We start from the raw sequence: 15760 nt of genomic DNA, 5'->3' as shown, positions 1-15760 counted from the left end.
TGTTGCCGCCCATGGGCACCAGGGACATGGACTCCACGCCGCCGGCTAGGGCCACGTCCACCTGCCCGCTCATCACCTGGTAGGCGGCGATGGCGATGGCCTGCAGCCCCGAGGAGCAGAAGCGGTTGATGGTCTGCCCGCAGGTGGTCACGGGCAGCCCCGCTCGCAGAGCGGCCACCCGAGCCACGTTCATCCCCTGCTCCGCCTCGGGGAAGGCACACCCCAGGACGACGTCCTCCACCTGCTCCCCGCTCAGGCCGGGGACGCGCCGCACCGCCTCCCGGATGACTGCGGAGGCCAGCTCATCGGGCCGGGTGTCCTTCAGCGTCCCCCGCGGGGCCTTGCCCACGGCCGTGCGCACTGCCGAGACGATCAGTGCTTCCCGCATCCTCACGACTCCTTTGGCCCAGACTGCCCGCCGCTCCTGCGCCGCAGCATCAGTTGCGCAGCGGCTTTCCGGTCTGCAGGAAGTGGCGGATGCGCTCCTGCGTCCGCGCCTCCCCCAGCAGGCTGAGGAAAGCCTCTCGCTCCAGGTCCAGCAGGAACTCCTCCGAAACCCAGGTCCCCTCAGGGACGTCCCCGCCGGTCATGACATGGGCCAGCTTTCCCGCCACCACCTCGTCATATGCGGTAATGTGTCCCCCGGTCTTCAGGTTGTACAGCAGGGCCCGCAGCGCCGCCTGCCCCCGCTCCCCCAGCACGCGGATGCGCGAGGGCAGCGGCGGCCGGTAGCCCGACCGCGCCAGGGCCAGGGCGACGTCCTTGGCGTCCTGGATCAGGCGGTCGGTGTTCATGGAGATGCCGTCAGCCTCACGGAGCAGGCCCAGTTGTTTCGCCTCCAGGGCGGAGCGGGCCACCTTGGCCATGGCCACGGTCTCGAACGCCCAGCGCAGGAGGGGCAGGGCGTCAGCCGTCACCCCGGCGGGGATGCGCTCCATGGCCCGCTTGGTCATCTCCATGCTGCCCCCGCCCGCCGGGATCAATCCCATCCCGGTCTCCACCAGCCCCATGTAGGTCTCCGCCGCCGCCTGCACCCGCGGGGCGGCCAGACAGATCTCCGCCCCCCCCGCCAGCGTCCGCCCCGCCGGCGCCGCCACCACGGGCCGACGGGCGTAGCGCAGCCGCTGGTTCAGCTGCTGGAACTGGCGGACGGCCAGCTCCAGCTCCTCCCAGTTTCCTTCCTGCGCCTCCAGCAGCAGCAGCATCAGGTTGGCTCCGGCGGAGAAGTCGCGGGCCTGATTGCCGATAACCAGTGCCTCGAAGTCCTGCTCCAGCCGCTCCAGTGCCGCCTGCAGGATGCGCAGCGTTCCCTCCCCGATGATGTTCATCTTGGTGTGGAACTCCACGCAGGCCACACCGTCCCCCAGGTCGACCAGCGTGGCGTCGGGTGTGGTCAGCACCGCCTTGCCCACCCGCTTGAGGTCGGCCAGGAGGAGTACTCCCGGCCGGGGCGGCACGGGCCGGTGGGCTGCGGTGGCGAAGTCGAAGTAGAGCAGGCGGGCGTCATCGCGGCGGTAGAAGCTGCCGCCTCCCTGCTGCAGGACCTGCACCACCACCGGCGGCGGGGTGATTCCCTCACCCTCCAGCCGCTTGGCCAGCTCCGGCACACCCAGCAGGTCCCAGGTCTCGAAAGGACCGAACTCCCAGTTGAAGCCCCAGCGTACCGCTCGGTCCACGTTGACCACGTCGTCAGAGATTTCGGGGATGCGCCGCGCCGCATAAACCAGCAGGTCGCGCACAAGGGCCCAGAGGAACTGCCCGCCGCGGTCCCTGGCTGCCGTGGCCTGGCGCAGGCGGGCGCCCGGGTCCTGTAGCGTCATTGCCGTCTCCACCCAGGGGAAGGAGGCCTTCCGCCGCGGTCGGTAGGTCATGGTGGCCAGGTCCAGGACCTGGATCTCGCCATTGACGCGCCGGTAGAAGCCGCCGCCGCTCTTCTCCCCCACCCAGCCGCGGCGCACCATCTCCTGCAGCGGCACCGGAGGGCGGAAGACCTCGCGGGCCTCGTCGTGGGCCAGGCTGGCGTAGGCGTGCTCGGCCACGGCCAGGGCCACATCCAGCCCGGCCAGGTCCAGGAGGCGGAAGGTGGCGGTGCGCGGCCGCCCCAGCAGCGGCCCGGTCAGCTCGTCCACCTCCTCCACCGTCAGGCCGAACTCGTCCATCAGCTGCACCGTCCGGAGGAAGCCGTAGGTGCCCAGGCGGTTGGCGATGAAGTTGGGCGTGTCCTTGCAGTGGACGACCCCTTTGCCCAGCAGCCGGTCGGCCCATCCGGTTACGGTGGCCAGGACGGCCGGGTCGGTCTGCGGGGTGGGGATGACCTCCAGCAGCTTCATGTAGCGGGGCGGGTTGAAAAAGTGTGTGCCCAGGAAGAAGCGGCGGAATTCAGCCGGCGCCTCCTCAGCGATGCGGCTGACCGGCAGGCCCGAGGTGTTGGTGCTGACCACCGTGCCCGGCCGCCACAAGGGCTGCAGGCGGGCCAGCAGCGCCTGCTTGGCCGGCAGGTCCTCGATGATTGCCTCGATGATCCAGTCGGCCTCCGCGGCCCGGGGCAGGTCGCGCTGCAGGTTGCCGGGTGCGATCAGCCGGTCCAGCTCGGGGAGGAAGAGCGGCGCCGGCTCGATGCGGCGCAGGCTCTGATGCGCCTTGTACGCCAGATCCTCCAGGTCCAGCATGACGGTGGGGATGCTGGCATTGGCCAGGTGGGCGGCGATGGCCCGCCCCATCACCCCCGCGCCCAGGACGGCAGCGCGGCGCGGTGCTGAGGGGAACTGGGTTTGGGCTGCGGTCTCCATGGCCACTTTAGTCTAACGCGCCTTGGGACGGCCATCCATGATGCGCTGGCACCAACGGGATGCGATCCCGCCCCCGGAGGAGGGTTCCGCTACGCTCCGGCCTCACGGCGGCCGCAGGGTGAGCACACCCTCCGCCGCCGCGGCGATGGCTGGCCGGGCGTAGAGCAGGGGGATGTACTCGCCGCGCGCCCACAGCGCCGTCAGGTCGCGGTAGTGGCGGTGGAAGGGAAGCCCGCTCTGGCCGGTGGTGTGGATGATGCGGGCCGTCTCCCAGTTGCCGGTGTCGACCAGCAGGCGCATGGAGGGAACCACCACCTGGCGGTAGGGCATCTCGGGGTCGTAGGTGGCCACGTTGACGGTGAAGGTGTCGCCGCCGGTGGCCGGGGCGGGCCCGTTGAAGACCGGTGCCAGCACGCGCACGCGCCCCAGGGGATGCTCCAGGGCCAGGGTGTGCACCCTTCCCCAGCGCCACCTGCTGCGGTCCGGGCCAAGGCGGCGCTCCAGGTCCCTCACCGTGCGGCGCAGGGCCTCCTCGATGGTCCGGTCCCGCCCCTCGCCCCACCATGGATCGTCCGGGTCCTCGCTCAACTGGAGCAGGCGCAATACCGCCGCCTGCGTGTGCAGGTAGCGGCGGAAGAGCTCCGACCCCAGCGTCTCTTCGAAGAGCGTGCGCAGCAGTTCCAGCAGGAGTGCCTGGTAGAGGAGGGCGGGCCGGCTGTCGGCAGAGAGCCGGCCGTCCCAGCGGGTGATCTCGGCAAAGAGCGCGGCCAGGTCCGGGTCGCCGATGCGTACCTCCTGCCAGGCGGCGACGAACCGCTGCGCCAGCGGGGAGGTCTGGTCCAGCTGGATGCGGGCCATCCGTTCCAGGTCCAGACGCGGTTCGGCCTCCAGGAGGGAGGTGATGCGCAAAGCGCGTACGCCGATGTCATACGCCGTCCCCAGGAGGTGCGGGTAGTCCGGGGGGGCGACCCGGTTGTTGGCGGTGACGATGTATCCCCGCGGCGGGTTAAAGAGGGCGGGGAGCTCCTGGGGGGAAAGGAAGCCCTGCCACTCGTACTCTCCGCTCCACCCCGGCACCGGTAAGCGGCCGTCGTGGCCGGCCCCCCGCCGCGGGAGGCGGCCCGGCATGACGTAGCCGATGTTGCCCGCGCGGTCGGCGTAAACGACGTTCTGGGCTGGAGCGGACCAGTGGCGCAGCGCGGCGCGGAACTCCTCCCAGGAGGACGCCCGGTTGACCCCCAGCAGGGCGGCCAAGAGTCGGTCCGGCTCCAGGGCCGCCCAGCGCAGGGCCACAAACCCCTTGAGCCCCTCGATGGCGGGATTGAGGATGGGGCCGTGGCGGGTGAGGCGCACGTGGATCGTCTCGGGGTCCCGCCGCCCCCTCACATTGATCTCCTCACGGATGACCCGCGCTCGCTCCCAGCGGCCGCGGAAGAGGTAAAGGGTGGGGTCGGCGAAGTGGAAACGTTCCAGGTAGAGGTCCTGGGTATCCTCCATGGCATTGGTCAGGCCCCAGGCGATGTGCCGGTTGTGCCCGATGATGATCCCGGGGACCCCGGGGAAGGCCACCCCGATGACGTTATAGGCCCCACCGGCCAGGTGGTCGATGTGCCAGATGGAGGGCATCTGTGCGTCCAGGTGCGGGTCGTTGGCCAGCAGCGCGCCGCCGCTGGCGGAGCGGGCCGGAGCGACTACCCAGCTGTTGCTGCCGGTACCAGGAGACCCCGCCAGGAGGGAGGCGCCTGCCAAAGGCTCCGCACCAGCCGCAGGGGCTGCCGTAGGTGCTGCCACCGTGGCGCGGTGGGCGCGGCGGCCGGCGTGACCGAGAATCGCCGGTGCCCCGGGGAACTGCTGTGGCAGCAGTGCCTCCGCGCCCTCCGGGCCAAACCCCTCGACCAGCGCAGCCCGCAGGACCTCGGCGCGCCAGTTCCCGCCCAGCACCCAGGCCATGAGCTTCCCGAAGGCCAGGCTGTCCACCGGCGTCCAGGGCTCGGGTTGTGCCCGCAGGATGACAAACTCCAGGGGCAGGCGGTGGCGGTGGGAGGAGATGAAGGCGTTAACGCCCTCGCTGTACGCCTGCGCCGCCTCCACCGCCTCCGCCATGGCCGGGTCGCCGGCCGCCGCTGCCCAGGTGGCCTGGGCGGCGCGACGCAGGCCGACCACGCGCATCAGGCGGTCCACCTGCAGCGTCGTTGGACCAAACAGTTCCGAGAGGCGGCCGGCGGAGGTGCGGCGGAAGAGCTCCATCTGCCAGAGGCGGTCCTGCGCGTGCACGTACCCCTGGGCGAAGAAGAGGTCACGGGCACCCTGGGCGAAGATGTGGGGCAGGCCCCAGCGGTCGCGGACCACCTCCACCGGCGCAGTCAGTCCGGCCAGGATCAGCGTGCCCTGGATCTGGGGGAAGGGGCGCCGCACCAGGTAGACCGTTCCGCCGGCCAGGAGCAGCAGGACCACCAGCCCCAGCACTGCTAACAGGCGCAGGAGGCGCACGACCACCTCTTCCCTGCACACCCAATCACCTCCTCCAGCCGTGGCTGCCGTGGTAGAGTGAGGAAGTGGCGCAGGTGGTGGCGCCCGCACCTGTCCGTGTCCGCGCCGCGCTGCTGGCGGTCGCGGTGGGTGTGCTCCTGCTCGTCCTCAAGTTCGTCGCCTACCTGCTCACCGGTTCGGCGGCCATCCTCTCCGACGCCGCGGAGTCGGTGGTCAACGTCTTGGCCGCCAACATCGCCCTGTTCAGCCTGGTGGTAGCCTCCCGCCCTCCGGACGAGGGGCACCAGTACGGACACGGGAAGGCCGAGTACCTGAGCAGCGCCAGCGAGGGCGTCATGATCCTCCTGGCCGGCGCGGTGGTCATGGTGAATGCGGCTCGCCGCCTGCTGCATCCCGCCCCGCTGGCCTACCTCCCCCTGGGTGTGGGGCTGGTGGCTCTGGCGGCGCTGGTGAACTACCTGGTGGCCCGCTGGTTGCTGCGCGTCTCCCGGGAGCGCGACTCCGCGGCGCTGGAGGCGGACGCACGGCATCTGTTCGCCGACGTGGCCACCTCCCTGGCCGTCATCACCGGCCTGGGCGCGCAGCTTTCCACCGGGCTGCTCTGGCTGGACCCGCTGGTAGGGCTGCTGGTCGGCGCCCACGTCATCCGCATGGGCGCGCGGGTCTACCGCGCCTCCCTTTCCGGCCTGATGGACACCCGTCTCCCCGCGGCCGAGGAGGCCAGGATCCGCGCCATCCTGGCGGACCACACCGACGAGATCGTGGAGTACCATGCCCTGCGCACACGCAAGGCGGGGCGGGACCGGTTCATCGACCTGCACCTGGTCCTGCACCGCACCCTCTCCGTGGGGCAGGCGCACGCCCTGTGCGATGACCTGGAAGCGCACGTGCAACAGGCGCTACCGCACACCGACATCACCATCCACGTGGAGCCCTGCACTCCTGCCTGTGCCCGTTGCGCCACAGCCCGCCCTTGACGTCGCGGCGCGGCGGTGCTTGGATTTAGCCAAGGCTAAAAAAGGAGTGGCGCCCCGGGCGCCACCAGAGAGGCGATGAGCTCCATGGTTTCAAACTTCCTCTCCCGGCGCGGGTTTCTGGCTGCCGCCGCGGGTCTAGTCGGCGGTGCCGGTCTGCTGCCTCTGGCGGCCCGGGGCTTTCCCGCCGGGCAGTCGCCTCCGCCAGGGGAGCACGTGCCGCCGGCTGTGCCCGCGGGGTCTGCGGCGCCCCCGGCCCACGGCCTCAACACCGCGGTGGGAGAGGTAGATGTGCGGCGGATGGCCTACGATCCCAGCGCCTTCCTCACGGCCTTCGAGCGGGGGAGGGTCAGCCGGCTGCCGGACGGGCGGACCCTGCGGGAGTTCCAGGTAGTGGCCTACGACAAACCCATCGAGATCGCCCCGGGGGTGATCTTCCCCGCCTGGACCTTCAACGGCACGGTGCCCGGGCCGACGCTGCGGGCGCGGGAGGGAGAACGCATCCGGGTAAAGCTGGTGAACGCCGGCACCCATCCGCACACCATCCACTTTCACGGCATCCACACCGCGGCCATGGACGGCGTCCCCGGATTAGGTGCAGGGGAGGTCCCCCCGGGAAAGAGCACGGTCTACCACTTCGACGCCGAGCCTTTCGGCCTGCACCTCTACCACTGCCACGCCCTGCCCCTGAAACGGCACATCGCCAAGGGGCTGTACGGGGTCTTCATCATCGACCCGGCGACGGGGCGGCCCCCGGCGCGCGAGCTGGTCATGGTGATGAACGCCTTCGATACCAACTTCGACGGGAAGAACGAGGTCTACGCGGTGAACACCGTGGCTTTTCACTACGCCCGCCACCCCATCCGGGTGCGCCGGGGCGAGCTGGTGCGCATCTACCTGGTGAACATGACCGAGTTCGACCCCATCAACTCCCTCCATATCCACGGCAACTTCTTTCACGTCTACCGGACCGGAACCCGCCTCCAGGCCTGGGAGTACACCGATACCATCATGCTCTGCCAGGCGGAGCGGGCGGTGCTGGAGCTGCGCTTCCCCTATCCCGGCCGCTACATGTTCCACGCACACCAGTCGGAGTTCACCGAGCTGGGCTGGATGGGCTTCTTCGAGGTGAGCGACCATGGCGTCTGAATCAGCCGCCGCAGGCTCCACCCCGGTGGCTTCCCGGGGCAGGGTGTGGGGCTACGCACTGCTCCCCCTGGTGCTCCTTGGGCTGTTCGTCCTCTTCTTCCTGCGCGTCGGGCCCCTGGGCGTCCTGCGCGCCGCCTTCCCTCCGGTGGAGGACCTGACCATCACCCGGGTGGCGCTGCGGCCGGGGCTAATGGAGGTTTTCCTGACCAACGGCGGGCCCGCAGCGGTGACGGTGGCTCAGGTCCTGGTGGACGACGCCTACTGGCACTTCACCATCCATCCCGGACCTACACTCCCCCGCCTGGGTCGAGCCACCATCACCATCCCCTATCCCTGGGTGCAGGGAGAGGCGCACACCATCACCGTCCTCACCGGTAGCGGTCTGACCTTCGCCCACATCGTGGAGGTGGCCACGGAATCCCCGCGCCCCACCCGGGCGTTCCTGCTCTCCTTCACGTTGCTGGGCGCCTATGTGGGCGTCGTCCCGGTCTTTGTGGGGGTGCTCTGGTTTCCGTTCCTGCGCCGCCTGTCCCGGCGCTGGGTGCATTTCTTCCTCAGCCTGACGGCGGGGTTGCTGGTCTTTCTGGGTGTGGACGCCCTGGAAGGGGCGCTGTCCTCGGCGGGGGCGGTGCCGGGTGCGCTCCGTGGCACCGCGCTGGTGGCCATGGGCCTGCTGGGCAGCATCCTTGCCCTGCTGGTGGTCGGCCGGCTGGCCGGGGGGCGTGCGGCCTCATCGCGCCTGGTGGTCTCATACCTGATCGCCGCAGGCATCGGACTGCACAACCTGGGGGAGGGTCTGGCCATCGGCGCTGCCTACAACCTGGGGCAGATCGCCCTGGTCACGTTACTGGTTACCGGCTTTATGCTGCACAACACCACCGAAGGCCTGGGGATCGTCGCCCCCGTGGCCCGCGAAGGGGCGGCCCTGCGCCACCTGCTGGCGCTGGGGATGGTTGCCGGCGCCCCCACCATTGGCGGTACCTGGATCGGCGGCTTCACCTATTCGCCCATTCTGGCCACGCTCTTCCTGGCCGTGGGGGCGGGAGCGATCTTCCAGGTGGTCGTCGAGGTGGGCCGCCTGGTGGCCAGCGAGGCGGCCCGGGAGGTGGCCACGTTGCTTAACACCGCCGGCTTCGTCCTTGGCCTGGCCATCATGTACTTCACCGGGCTGTTCGTGGCCCTGTAGGGCCTTCCCGTGACCGCGCTGAGCCAGGCCATCCAGGACTACCTAAAGGGGATCTACAAGATCCGCCAGGCGCAGGGGACGGTCACCCTTGGGGCGGTGGCGCAGCGGATGGGTGTCTCCGCGGCGTCGGCGACCAACATGGTGAAACGCCTGGCCCGCCTGGGTCTGGTCGCCCACGCGCCCTACCGCACCGTGGAACTTACCGAGAGTGGAGAGAAGGCGGCGCTGGAGGTCATCCGGCACCACCGCCTCCTGGAGCTCTTCCTCCGCCAGCACCTCGGCCTCGACCTGCACCAGATCCACCGCGAGGCGGAGGAGATGGAGCACTCCCTCTCCGAGGAGGTGGAGGCACGCCTGGCCGCGCTGCTGGGCGATCCCGTGGCCGACCCTCATGGGGACCCCATCCCCACTAGAAGAGGGACGCTGCCGCAGCCGGTCCACCCCCGACTGCAGGAGCTGCGGCCCGGCGACCGGGGCCGGGTGGCCCGGGTCAGCGATGAGGACTCGCGGGTGTTGCGCCGCCTCACCGCGCTGGGGCTTGTCCCCGGCGCCCGGGTACGCGTCCTGCGGCGGTGCCGCAACGGTGCCCTGGCGCTGCTGGCCGGCGGGCGGCGAAGGCAGGTCAGCCCTGTGCTGGCTCGCGCCGTCTTCATTGCCCGCCGGGTGGCCTGATGGCGTCCCTGCGCCTGCGGGGCGGCCCGGGCGGGCCGGCGCGTCCCTGCAGGTCGGGCCGGGGCGTTTGACAGCGCACCCCGGTCATGCGTATACTGCCCGCCAAGAGTTCTGCTGCCGGGGAACCGCGCTTTACCGCTCCGCGTTGTCACGCATAGCCATGGTGCTACCGTTGACCGTGGGAGAGTATCTGGCCGCCGCCCAGACGGACCGCCGGCTCCGTCGTACCACGCACCACTATATCTCCGACATGATCGACACCATGGGCCCGGCGCGGGTCTTCGAGGGCGTGTACGGCATGGAGCGGCAGCTGGCCGATATCGTCGCCTACTTCAAGGCCTACTCCATGAGCATGGAGCGCCGCCTGCTGCTGCTGGTGGGACCGCAGGGATCGGGCAAGACCATGACCGTGGACCGGTTGAAGCGACGGCTGGAGGAATACTCGCATACAGAGTCCGGGCTGCTCATGGCCGTGGAGGGGTGCCCGTTCCACCAGCACCCCCTGGACCTGGTGCCGCCGGACGAGCGGGAGCGGCGTGGCCTCTACTGGCACGAGGAGGCAGTGCCCTGTCCCATCTGTGACCGCCATATCGCCCGCTACGGCTGGGAGCAGGTTCCAGTGCGGCGCATCTTCATCTCGGCGCGGGACAAGGTGGGCATCGCCAAGCACACCCCCACCGACCTGCGGCGAGAGGACATCACCAACTTTGTGGGCAACATCAACTTCGCCCTGCTGCGCCAGCGGGGCTCCACCTACGATCCTGACGCCTATGACTTCGAGGGAAAGCTCATCTGGGCTAACCGGGGCATCCTGGACTGGACCGAGGTCTTCAAGAGCCGCCGCCAGCTGCTCAGCCTGCTGCTGGAGCTGATTCAGTCCAAGCGCATCGACCTGGCCAACTTTCCCTCTGTCCACGTGGACGAGGTGGTGATCGGCCACAGCAACTACCCCGAGTACAACGTCTTCCTGGCGGAAGACATCATGGAGCCCCTGCGCGGGCGGATCCACAAGATCGACTTCCCCTACAACGTGGACCTGGAGGGGGAGAAGCGCATCTACGCCACCCTGATCCAGAGGGCCAACCGGGTGCGCGGGGAGGCCAAGCACGTCCCCGATGACGCCCTGGAGCTGGCGGCACGCTACGCGCTGAAGACGCGGGAGGAGTCCCAGGGGCAGCGCGGCCTTTCCCCTCGCTTCTTCGAGGACGCCTTCTCCTACGCCTACACCCTGGCCGGGTCCTGCCTGGACCTGGAGGTGCTGGCGGAGGCCATCGAACGGACCTTCCAGCACCAGTCCATCAAGGACCTCAACGTTAAGGAGCTGCTGAAGCAGTTCGAAGAGGCCAAAGCGGAGCTAGTCAATTCCAAGATCGACACCATCGTGGAGGAGATCGTCCCCACCCACTTCTATGACTACGGGCAGAACCTCTACCTCAACTACCTGGACGCGGCCGCCCGACACGTCAGCGGCGCGCCCCTGAGCGAGGCGGAAAAGGAGCTGGTGGACGAGGTCGAGGGGATCATGGTGCAGAAGCGGCAGATCAGCCGCCAGGGCCGCCTGGCCTTCGAGAACGTGCTGCTGGAGCGGCGGGAGGAGCTGCGCCGCCTCTCCTACCGGGAGAACGACCATCTGCGCCCGGTGATCAACGAGATCGTCTTCAACAAGATCAAGAACCTGCTACGCCTCTACGAGAAGAGCGAGGAGCTGGACCAGAAGAGCCAGGAGCTGCTGGACGTCCTCTACCAGACGGCGGTGGAGCAGCGGGGCTACTGTCCCGTCTGCGCCCGCTCCCTCTTCAAGATCATCGGGCGGAGCTTCTAGCCATGGGGCTGCGCATCCACCGGGGACGCATCGCCCAGTACCAGCACGATCAGCTGCTGCGGGACTACCTGAAGCAGCACCTGCACGAGCTGATCCAGCAGCGGGAGCTCATCGTGGACGGTCGGGTGAAGACACAGATCACCACCCTGGACCTGCCCACGCTGCGCTACGGGGAGGAGGCGGCGGTGCTGGCTCAGGGCGGGGGGATGGCAGGTGCGGGCCAGGGAGGGGCGGGGGGACGGGGCAGCGAGGAACAGGTGCAGGCGTTGGGCGGCCTGCTGGGCGGGGACCACCACGGCCGGGAGGTGCGCGTCGAGCTGGAGTTCGACGAGTTCGTCCGTCTGGCCCAGGAGGTCCTCCTGGAGGAGATCCGCCTGCCGCCGCTGCGGGTGACCGGCCGAGGTGGCGAGGTGGAAAGCGACGAGCTCCCGGAGCTGGACGACCTGGACCGCATCGGCCTGCGCCCGGACCTCAACCTGGAGGAGACCATGCTGCACGCCCTGCTGCGCACCGTGCGCGAGCGCGGGGTGTTGGACTACGACGTGGATCTGCGCCAGGACGGCTGGTACTTCGTGGAGGACCCCACCACCTACCGCAACCACCGTTCCCTGGAGGTCTACGTGCTGGACATCTCCGGATCCATGCGTGGCGAGTACCTGGCCCTGGTGCGCAAGACCATCTTCGTCCTCTGGTACTACCTGGAGCGCCGCTACCCCACCAACCTGCGGCGGTACGTGGTCTTTCAGGACGTGGCGGCGGAGAAGTCGCGCGACGAGTTTTTCTGCGCGGAGTCCTCGGGGGGGACGCACATCAGCAGCGGCTTCGAGAAGGCCATGGAGCTGCTGGAGGGCGCCACCGAGTACGACAAGTTCCTCTTCCTCTTCACCGACGGGGAGACCAGCTCCGGCGACTTCGACCTGGCCAAGCGCCGCTACGAGGAGGCACTGCAGCGCTTCGACCTAATCGCCTACGGCCACGTCAACCCCGGCAGCCGGGGCATCGGCGGGTTTTCCGAGTACGTGCAGGAGCGGGTGCGCCGCGTCCCTAACGCCACCTTCGCCAACCTGGTGGACGTGGCCACGATCCGCGCGGCCATGGTCGACTTCCTCACGGTCCTGGCGCGAGAGGAGCGCCGCCATGGGGTCGCTGGACGCCTACGCCCCCATCATTGAGCGCATCGAGGCGCTGGCCCGGACGCGGGGCCTCTCTTTCGAGCCGGTCTACTTCCGCATCACCGACTCCGACGAGATGGCGGAGGTGGCTAGCATGGGGCTGCCCAACCGCTTCATCCACTGGTACTGGGGCGGCGCGTACAAGGAACTGGTGGCGCAGCAGAGCCGGGAGGTCTTCACCATCCTGGAGCTGGTGCTGAACACCCGTCCCTCCCACGCCTTCCTCCGCGCCAGCAACACCTACCTGCAGAACGTGCTGGTCATCGCCCACGTCTTCGGCCACGTGGATTTCTTTGCCAACAATCACTGGTACCGCAAGTCCAACAAGAACATGCTCAATGAGGCGGAGCTACACGCTCGCCTCATCCGCCACTACGCTGCCCGCTTTGGCCAGGACCGGGTGGAGCAGCTACTGGACGCGTTGCTCACGGTGGCCACCACGGTCAACGCCTTTGAGCGCAACCCCGAAGCCCGCCGCCGCCGCCTGATCTACTTTCTGGAGGAGCGGGCCCCCCTGGAGGACTTCGAGCGGCACCTCCTCCAGGTGGTGCGGGAGGAGGCGGAGTACTTTGACTTGATTCAGCGCACGTACATCAGCAATGAGGGCTGGGCCACCTTCATCGAGGCGGAGCTGCTGCGGGAGCTGCTGGACCCGCGGGAGTGGCTGACCGTCTGCGTCCAGCTCTCCAGCCGCCCCGCCCCCTACACCATCGGCTACAATCTGTACAAGGCCATCAAGGACGCCCGCGGGTTCGCTGCCACCCTGGAGGTGCGCGCCTATTACGAGGACGTGATGCTGATTCAGGAGGCGCTGGACGAGGCCCTGATCCGCCGTCTGGACATCTTCGTCTACGATCCCCGGGAGCGGAAGAAGTCCTACGATGTGCAGCGGGTGCGGGAGATGCTCATCGAGCAGAAGCAGTTCAAGGGGCAGCCCCACTTGGAGGTAGAGCTGGGAGGGGACCACCGCGATCTGACCCTGGTGCACCCGGATGAGGAGCGGAAGCTGGAGCCCAAGCGCATCGCCCTCTTCCTCAAGGCGGTGCACTCCCTGTGGCGCAATCCCGTGCGCCTGCGGGCCAACGGGAAGGTGTACACCTACGACCGCCGCGGCTTCTCCTCCACCTGAGCTGTGGAGTTTGTGGGCAAGGTGGCCATCGTCACCGGGGCAGCCGGAGGAATCGGCCGGGCCGTGGCCGCCGCCCTGGCGCGGGAGGGGTGTGCCCTGGTGCTCACCTACCGTACGGCGGAAGCGGAGGCGCAGGCCGCGGCGGCGGCGCTGCGTGCCGCGGGGCGCCGCGCCCTGGCGGTTCGGGTGGATGTGGCGGAGGAGGCCCAGGTGGCGGCCATGGTGCGGCAGGCCGAGGAGGCCCTGGGTGGCGTGGATGTCCTGGTGAACAACGCGGGCATCGTGCAGCGGGCCGCCTTCACCAACCTCAGCGAGGCTGACTGGCGGCAGATGCTGGAGGTCAACCTCCTGGGCGCCGTCCGCTGCGTACGCGCGGTCCTGCCGGCCATGCGTCGCCGCGGCGGCGGGTCAATCGTCAACGTGGCCTCCATCCGCGGCCTGGTGGACCGCGGGGCGGCACACTACGCGGCGGCCAAGGCGGGGCTGGTGATGTTGACCCGGTCCCTGGCCGTGGAGCTGGCTCCTCACATCCGGGTGAACGCCGTGGCCCCGGGCTACGTGGAGACGCGGACGCAGGCCCACCTGACGGTGGCGCAGCGGGAGCGCCTGCGGGAGGTGATTCCGGCCGGCCGCTTCGCCGAGCCGGAAGAGGTGGCCGCGGCGGTGACCTTCCTGGCCTCGCCGCGGGCGTCCTACATTACCGGACAGACGCTGGTCATCGACGGCGGCCTGACCATGTGGTGAAGATCCAGCCCCAGGCCAGCGGCCAGCGCCCCGGGACCGTTCAGTGCGTGGTGCGGAAGTCTGAGGGCTTGACCCGCTCCAGGAACTTCTTCCACTCCTCCATCTCCGTGTCGTCGAAGGGCTTCTTCAGCTGGATGGCCTGGGCGGCCACCTTCTCCTCCACGTAGATGGGGGCCTCCATGCGCAGGGCCAGGGCGATGGCGTCGCTGGGGCGGGAGTCGATGACGTGCACTGCGCCGTCCTGCGCCAGGTGAATCTCGGCGAAGTAGGTGTTGTCGCGTACGTCGGTGACCACGATGCGGGAGACGCTGACGTGCAGCTCGTTGAGCAGGGCACGGAGGAGGTCGTGGGTCATGGGACGGGGCGGGCGCACGCCCTGCAGCTCCATGGCAATGGCCGTGGCTTCCGCCTGCCCGATCCAGATGGGCAGGGCCATCGTCTCCGGCTGATCCACCAGCAGGACGACCGGGTTCATCTGCTGGTCCAGGGCCACCCCTCGCACCTTCATCAACAGCACGTCAGGTTCCCCCTCTCCAGTGCACGCGCTGCCCGGCAGGTATTATACCATGTGCCCCACCAGGTCCTGCTCCAGGCCCTCCGGGGGACAGGGGATGGGGCCTTCCCGGCGAAAAGGGAGAGAGGCTCTCCCCACGTGGCCTGTCCAAGGAGGCGAGGATGACCTACGTCCTGCTGGCCGTTGTGGCCTTGTTCGTGCTCTACGCCGTCTATACCTACAACCGGCTCATCGTCCTGCGTAACCGCATCGACAACGCCTGGTCACAGATCGACGTGCAGCTGCGTCGGCGCTACGACCTCATCGCCAACCTGGTGGAGACTGTGAAGGGGTACGCCGCTCACGAGCGGCAGGTCTTCCAGCAGGTGACGGAGGCGCGGGCCCGGGCCATCGCGGCGGGCTCGGTGGGTGAGCAGTCGCAGGCGGAGAACGTGCTCACCCAGGCGCTGCGCAGCCTGTTCGCTGTGGCTGAGAACTACCCCCAGCTGCGGGCATCGGAGACCTTCCAGCGCCTGCAGGAGGAGCTGGCGGGGACGGAGAGCAAGATCGCCTTTGCCCGGCAGTTCTACAACGACACCGTGCTGCGCTACGAGAACCTGCGCCAGTCGGTCCCGGCCAACCTGATGGCCGGCGCCCTGGGCTTCGGCAGGCGGGAGTACTTCGAGATGGAGGAGGCGGCGCGGGAGCCGGTACGGGTGCAGTTCTGACCTCCGTCGCTGCCTGAGTGTGGGAAGGCGTCTTGCCGGGAGGGATTTGGGGGAAGAAGGGGAAATAGCAAGCGTTTGCGCGTGGAGCCAGCAGATGTCGCTCCGCCCCGGAACGCGTGCTTCCCGGCCAGGCCGTCATCTTTTCGGAGGTGGCGATGCGCGTTCTCGTCTGCACCGCTCTGCTGGTCGTCCTCGGTACCGGGGCGGCCTCCGCTAGCACCTTCACCCACATCGTCCAGCCCGGGGAGACGCTTTGGGCCATCGCCTCTGCCCACGGCACCACGGTCGAGGCCATCGCCCGCCAAAACGACCTGCGGGGTGTGGACCTGCTCCAGCCCGGGCAGCGCCTGGTCATTCCCGCGCCGCAAAGCCGTGTAGCGGCCTCGGCGACAGTCTCCTACCGCGTCCGGCC

General features: G+C 69.1%; 14 protein-coding genes. 10 read left to right on the top strand and 4 right to left on the bottom strand.

Annotated elements, in window-relative coordinates; genetic code table 11:
• The 3 genes from QN152_12500 to QN152_12490 form a co-directional block, all read right to left on the bottom strand.
• On the bottom strand, window positions 1–388 hold a 388-nt coding region (locus QN152_12500; protein MDR7540330.1), incomplete at its 3' end, for a beta-ketoacyl synthase N-terminal-like domain-containing protein.
• 49 nt (window positions 389–437) lie between these two features.
• The gene (locus tag QN152_12495; protein ID MDR7540329.1) at window positions 438–2789 is read right to left on the bottom strand and encodes a 3-hydroxyacyl-CoA dehydrogenase/enoyl-CoA hydratase family protein; all 2352 of its coding nucleotides are present in this window, start codon (window positions 2787–2789) and stop codon (window positions 438–440) included.
• Window positions 2790–2891: 102 nt separating this feature from the next.
• On the bottom strand, window positions 2892–5300 hold the full coding sequence (locus QN152_12490; protein ID MDR7540328.1) for a penicillin acylase family protein: 2409 nt from the start codon (window positions 5298–5300) through the stop codon (window positions 2892–2894).
• Window positions 5301–5353: 53 nt separating this feature from the next.
• On the opposite strand from QN152_12490, the gene QN152_12485 reads away from it, so the two are divergent.
• From QN152_12485 to QN152_12450, 8 genes are all read left to right on the top strand, one after another.
• Window positions 5354–6256: a cation diffusion facilitator family transporter gene (locus QN152_12485; protein ID MDR7540327.1), complete on the top strand. Its 903-nt coding sequence runs from the start codon at window positions 5354–5356 to the stop codon at window positions 6254–6256.
• Window positions 6257–6331: 75 nt separating this feature from the next.
• On the top strand, window positions 6332–7402 hold the full coding sequence (locus QN152_12480; GenBank protein MDR7540326.1) for a multicopper oxidase domain-containing protein: 1071 nt from the start codon (window positions 6332–6334) through the stop codon (window positions 7400–7402).
• Window positions 7392–8588 (top strand): metal transporter, encoded by a 1197-nt coding sequence (locus QN152_12475; GenBank protein ID MDR7540325.1) that lies wholly within the window; start codon window positions 7392–7394, stop codon window positions 8586–8588. Before QN152_12480 ends, QN152_12475 begins: the two co-directional genes overlap by 11 nt.
• A 9-nt stretch (window positions 8589–8597) precedes the next feature.
• Window positions 8598–9260, top strand: a complete 663-nt coding sequence (locus QN152_12470) for a metal-dependent transcriptional regulator (GenBank protein ID MDR7540324.1) — start codon at window positions 8598–8600, stop codon at window positions 9258–9260.
• Window positions 9172–11082 (top strand): hypothetical protein, encoded by a 1911-nt coding sequence (locus QN152_12465; GenBank protein MDR7540323.1) that lies wholly within the window; start codon window positions 9172–9174, stop codon window positions 11080–11082. The genes QN152_12470 and QN152_12465 overlap by 89 nt, the downstream gene beginning before the upstream one ends.
• A gap of 2 nt (window positions 11083–11084) precedes the next feature.
• The gene (locus QN152_12460) at window positions 11085–12254 is read left to right on the top strand and encodes a DUF444 family protein (protein ID MDR7540322.1); all 1170 of its coding nucleotides are present in this window, start codon (window positions 11085–11087) and stop codon (window positions 12252–12254) included.
• A complete protein-coding gene (locus QN152_12455; GenBank protein MDR7540321.1) occupies window positions 12220–13383 on the top strand; it encodes a SpoVR family protein in 1164 nt (387 codons plus the stop codon). The genes QN152_12460 and QN152_12455 overlap by 35 nt, the downstream gene beginning before the upstream one ends.
• 12 nt (window positions 13384–13395) lie before the next feature.
• Window positions 13396–14127, top strand: coding sequence for a glucose 1-dehydrogenase (locus tag QN152_12450; protein ID MDR7540320.1), 732 nt, complete (start codon window positions 13396–13398; stop codon window positions 14125–14127).
• 40 nt (window positions 14128–14167) lie between these two features.
• Here the strand turns inward: QN152_12450 and QN152_12445 are convergent, their stop codons facing one another.
• Window positions 14168–14635 carry a bifunctional nuclease family protein gene (locus QN152_12445; protein MDR7540319.1) on the bottom strand — a complete coding sequence of 156 codons (468 nt, stop codon included), beginning with the start codon at window positions 14633–14635 and terminating at the stop codon, window positions 14168–14170.
• 167 nt (window positions 14636–14802) lie between these two features.
• On the opposite strand from QN152_12445, the gene QN152_12440 reads away from it, so the two are divergent.
• A complete protein-coding gene (locus tag QN152_12440; protein ID MDR7540318.1) occupies window positions 14803–15348 on the top strand; it encodes a LemA family protein in 546 nt (181 codons plus the stop codon).
• A gap of 155 nt (window positions 15349–15503) precedes the next feature.
• Window positions 15504–15760, top strand: a 257-nt coding sequence (locus QN152_12435; GenBank protein ID MDR7540317.1) for a LysM domain-containing protein, incomplete at its 3' end; no start/stop codon positions are given.

Source organism: Armatimonadota bacterium (assembly GCA_031459715.1).
Classification (GTDB): domain Bacteria; phylum Sysuimicrobiota; class Sysuimicrobiia; order Sysuimicrobiales; family Humicultoraceae; genus Humicultor; species Humicultor tengchongensis.
This window is presented reverse-complemented; position numbering and strand designations above follow the sequence as displayed.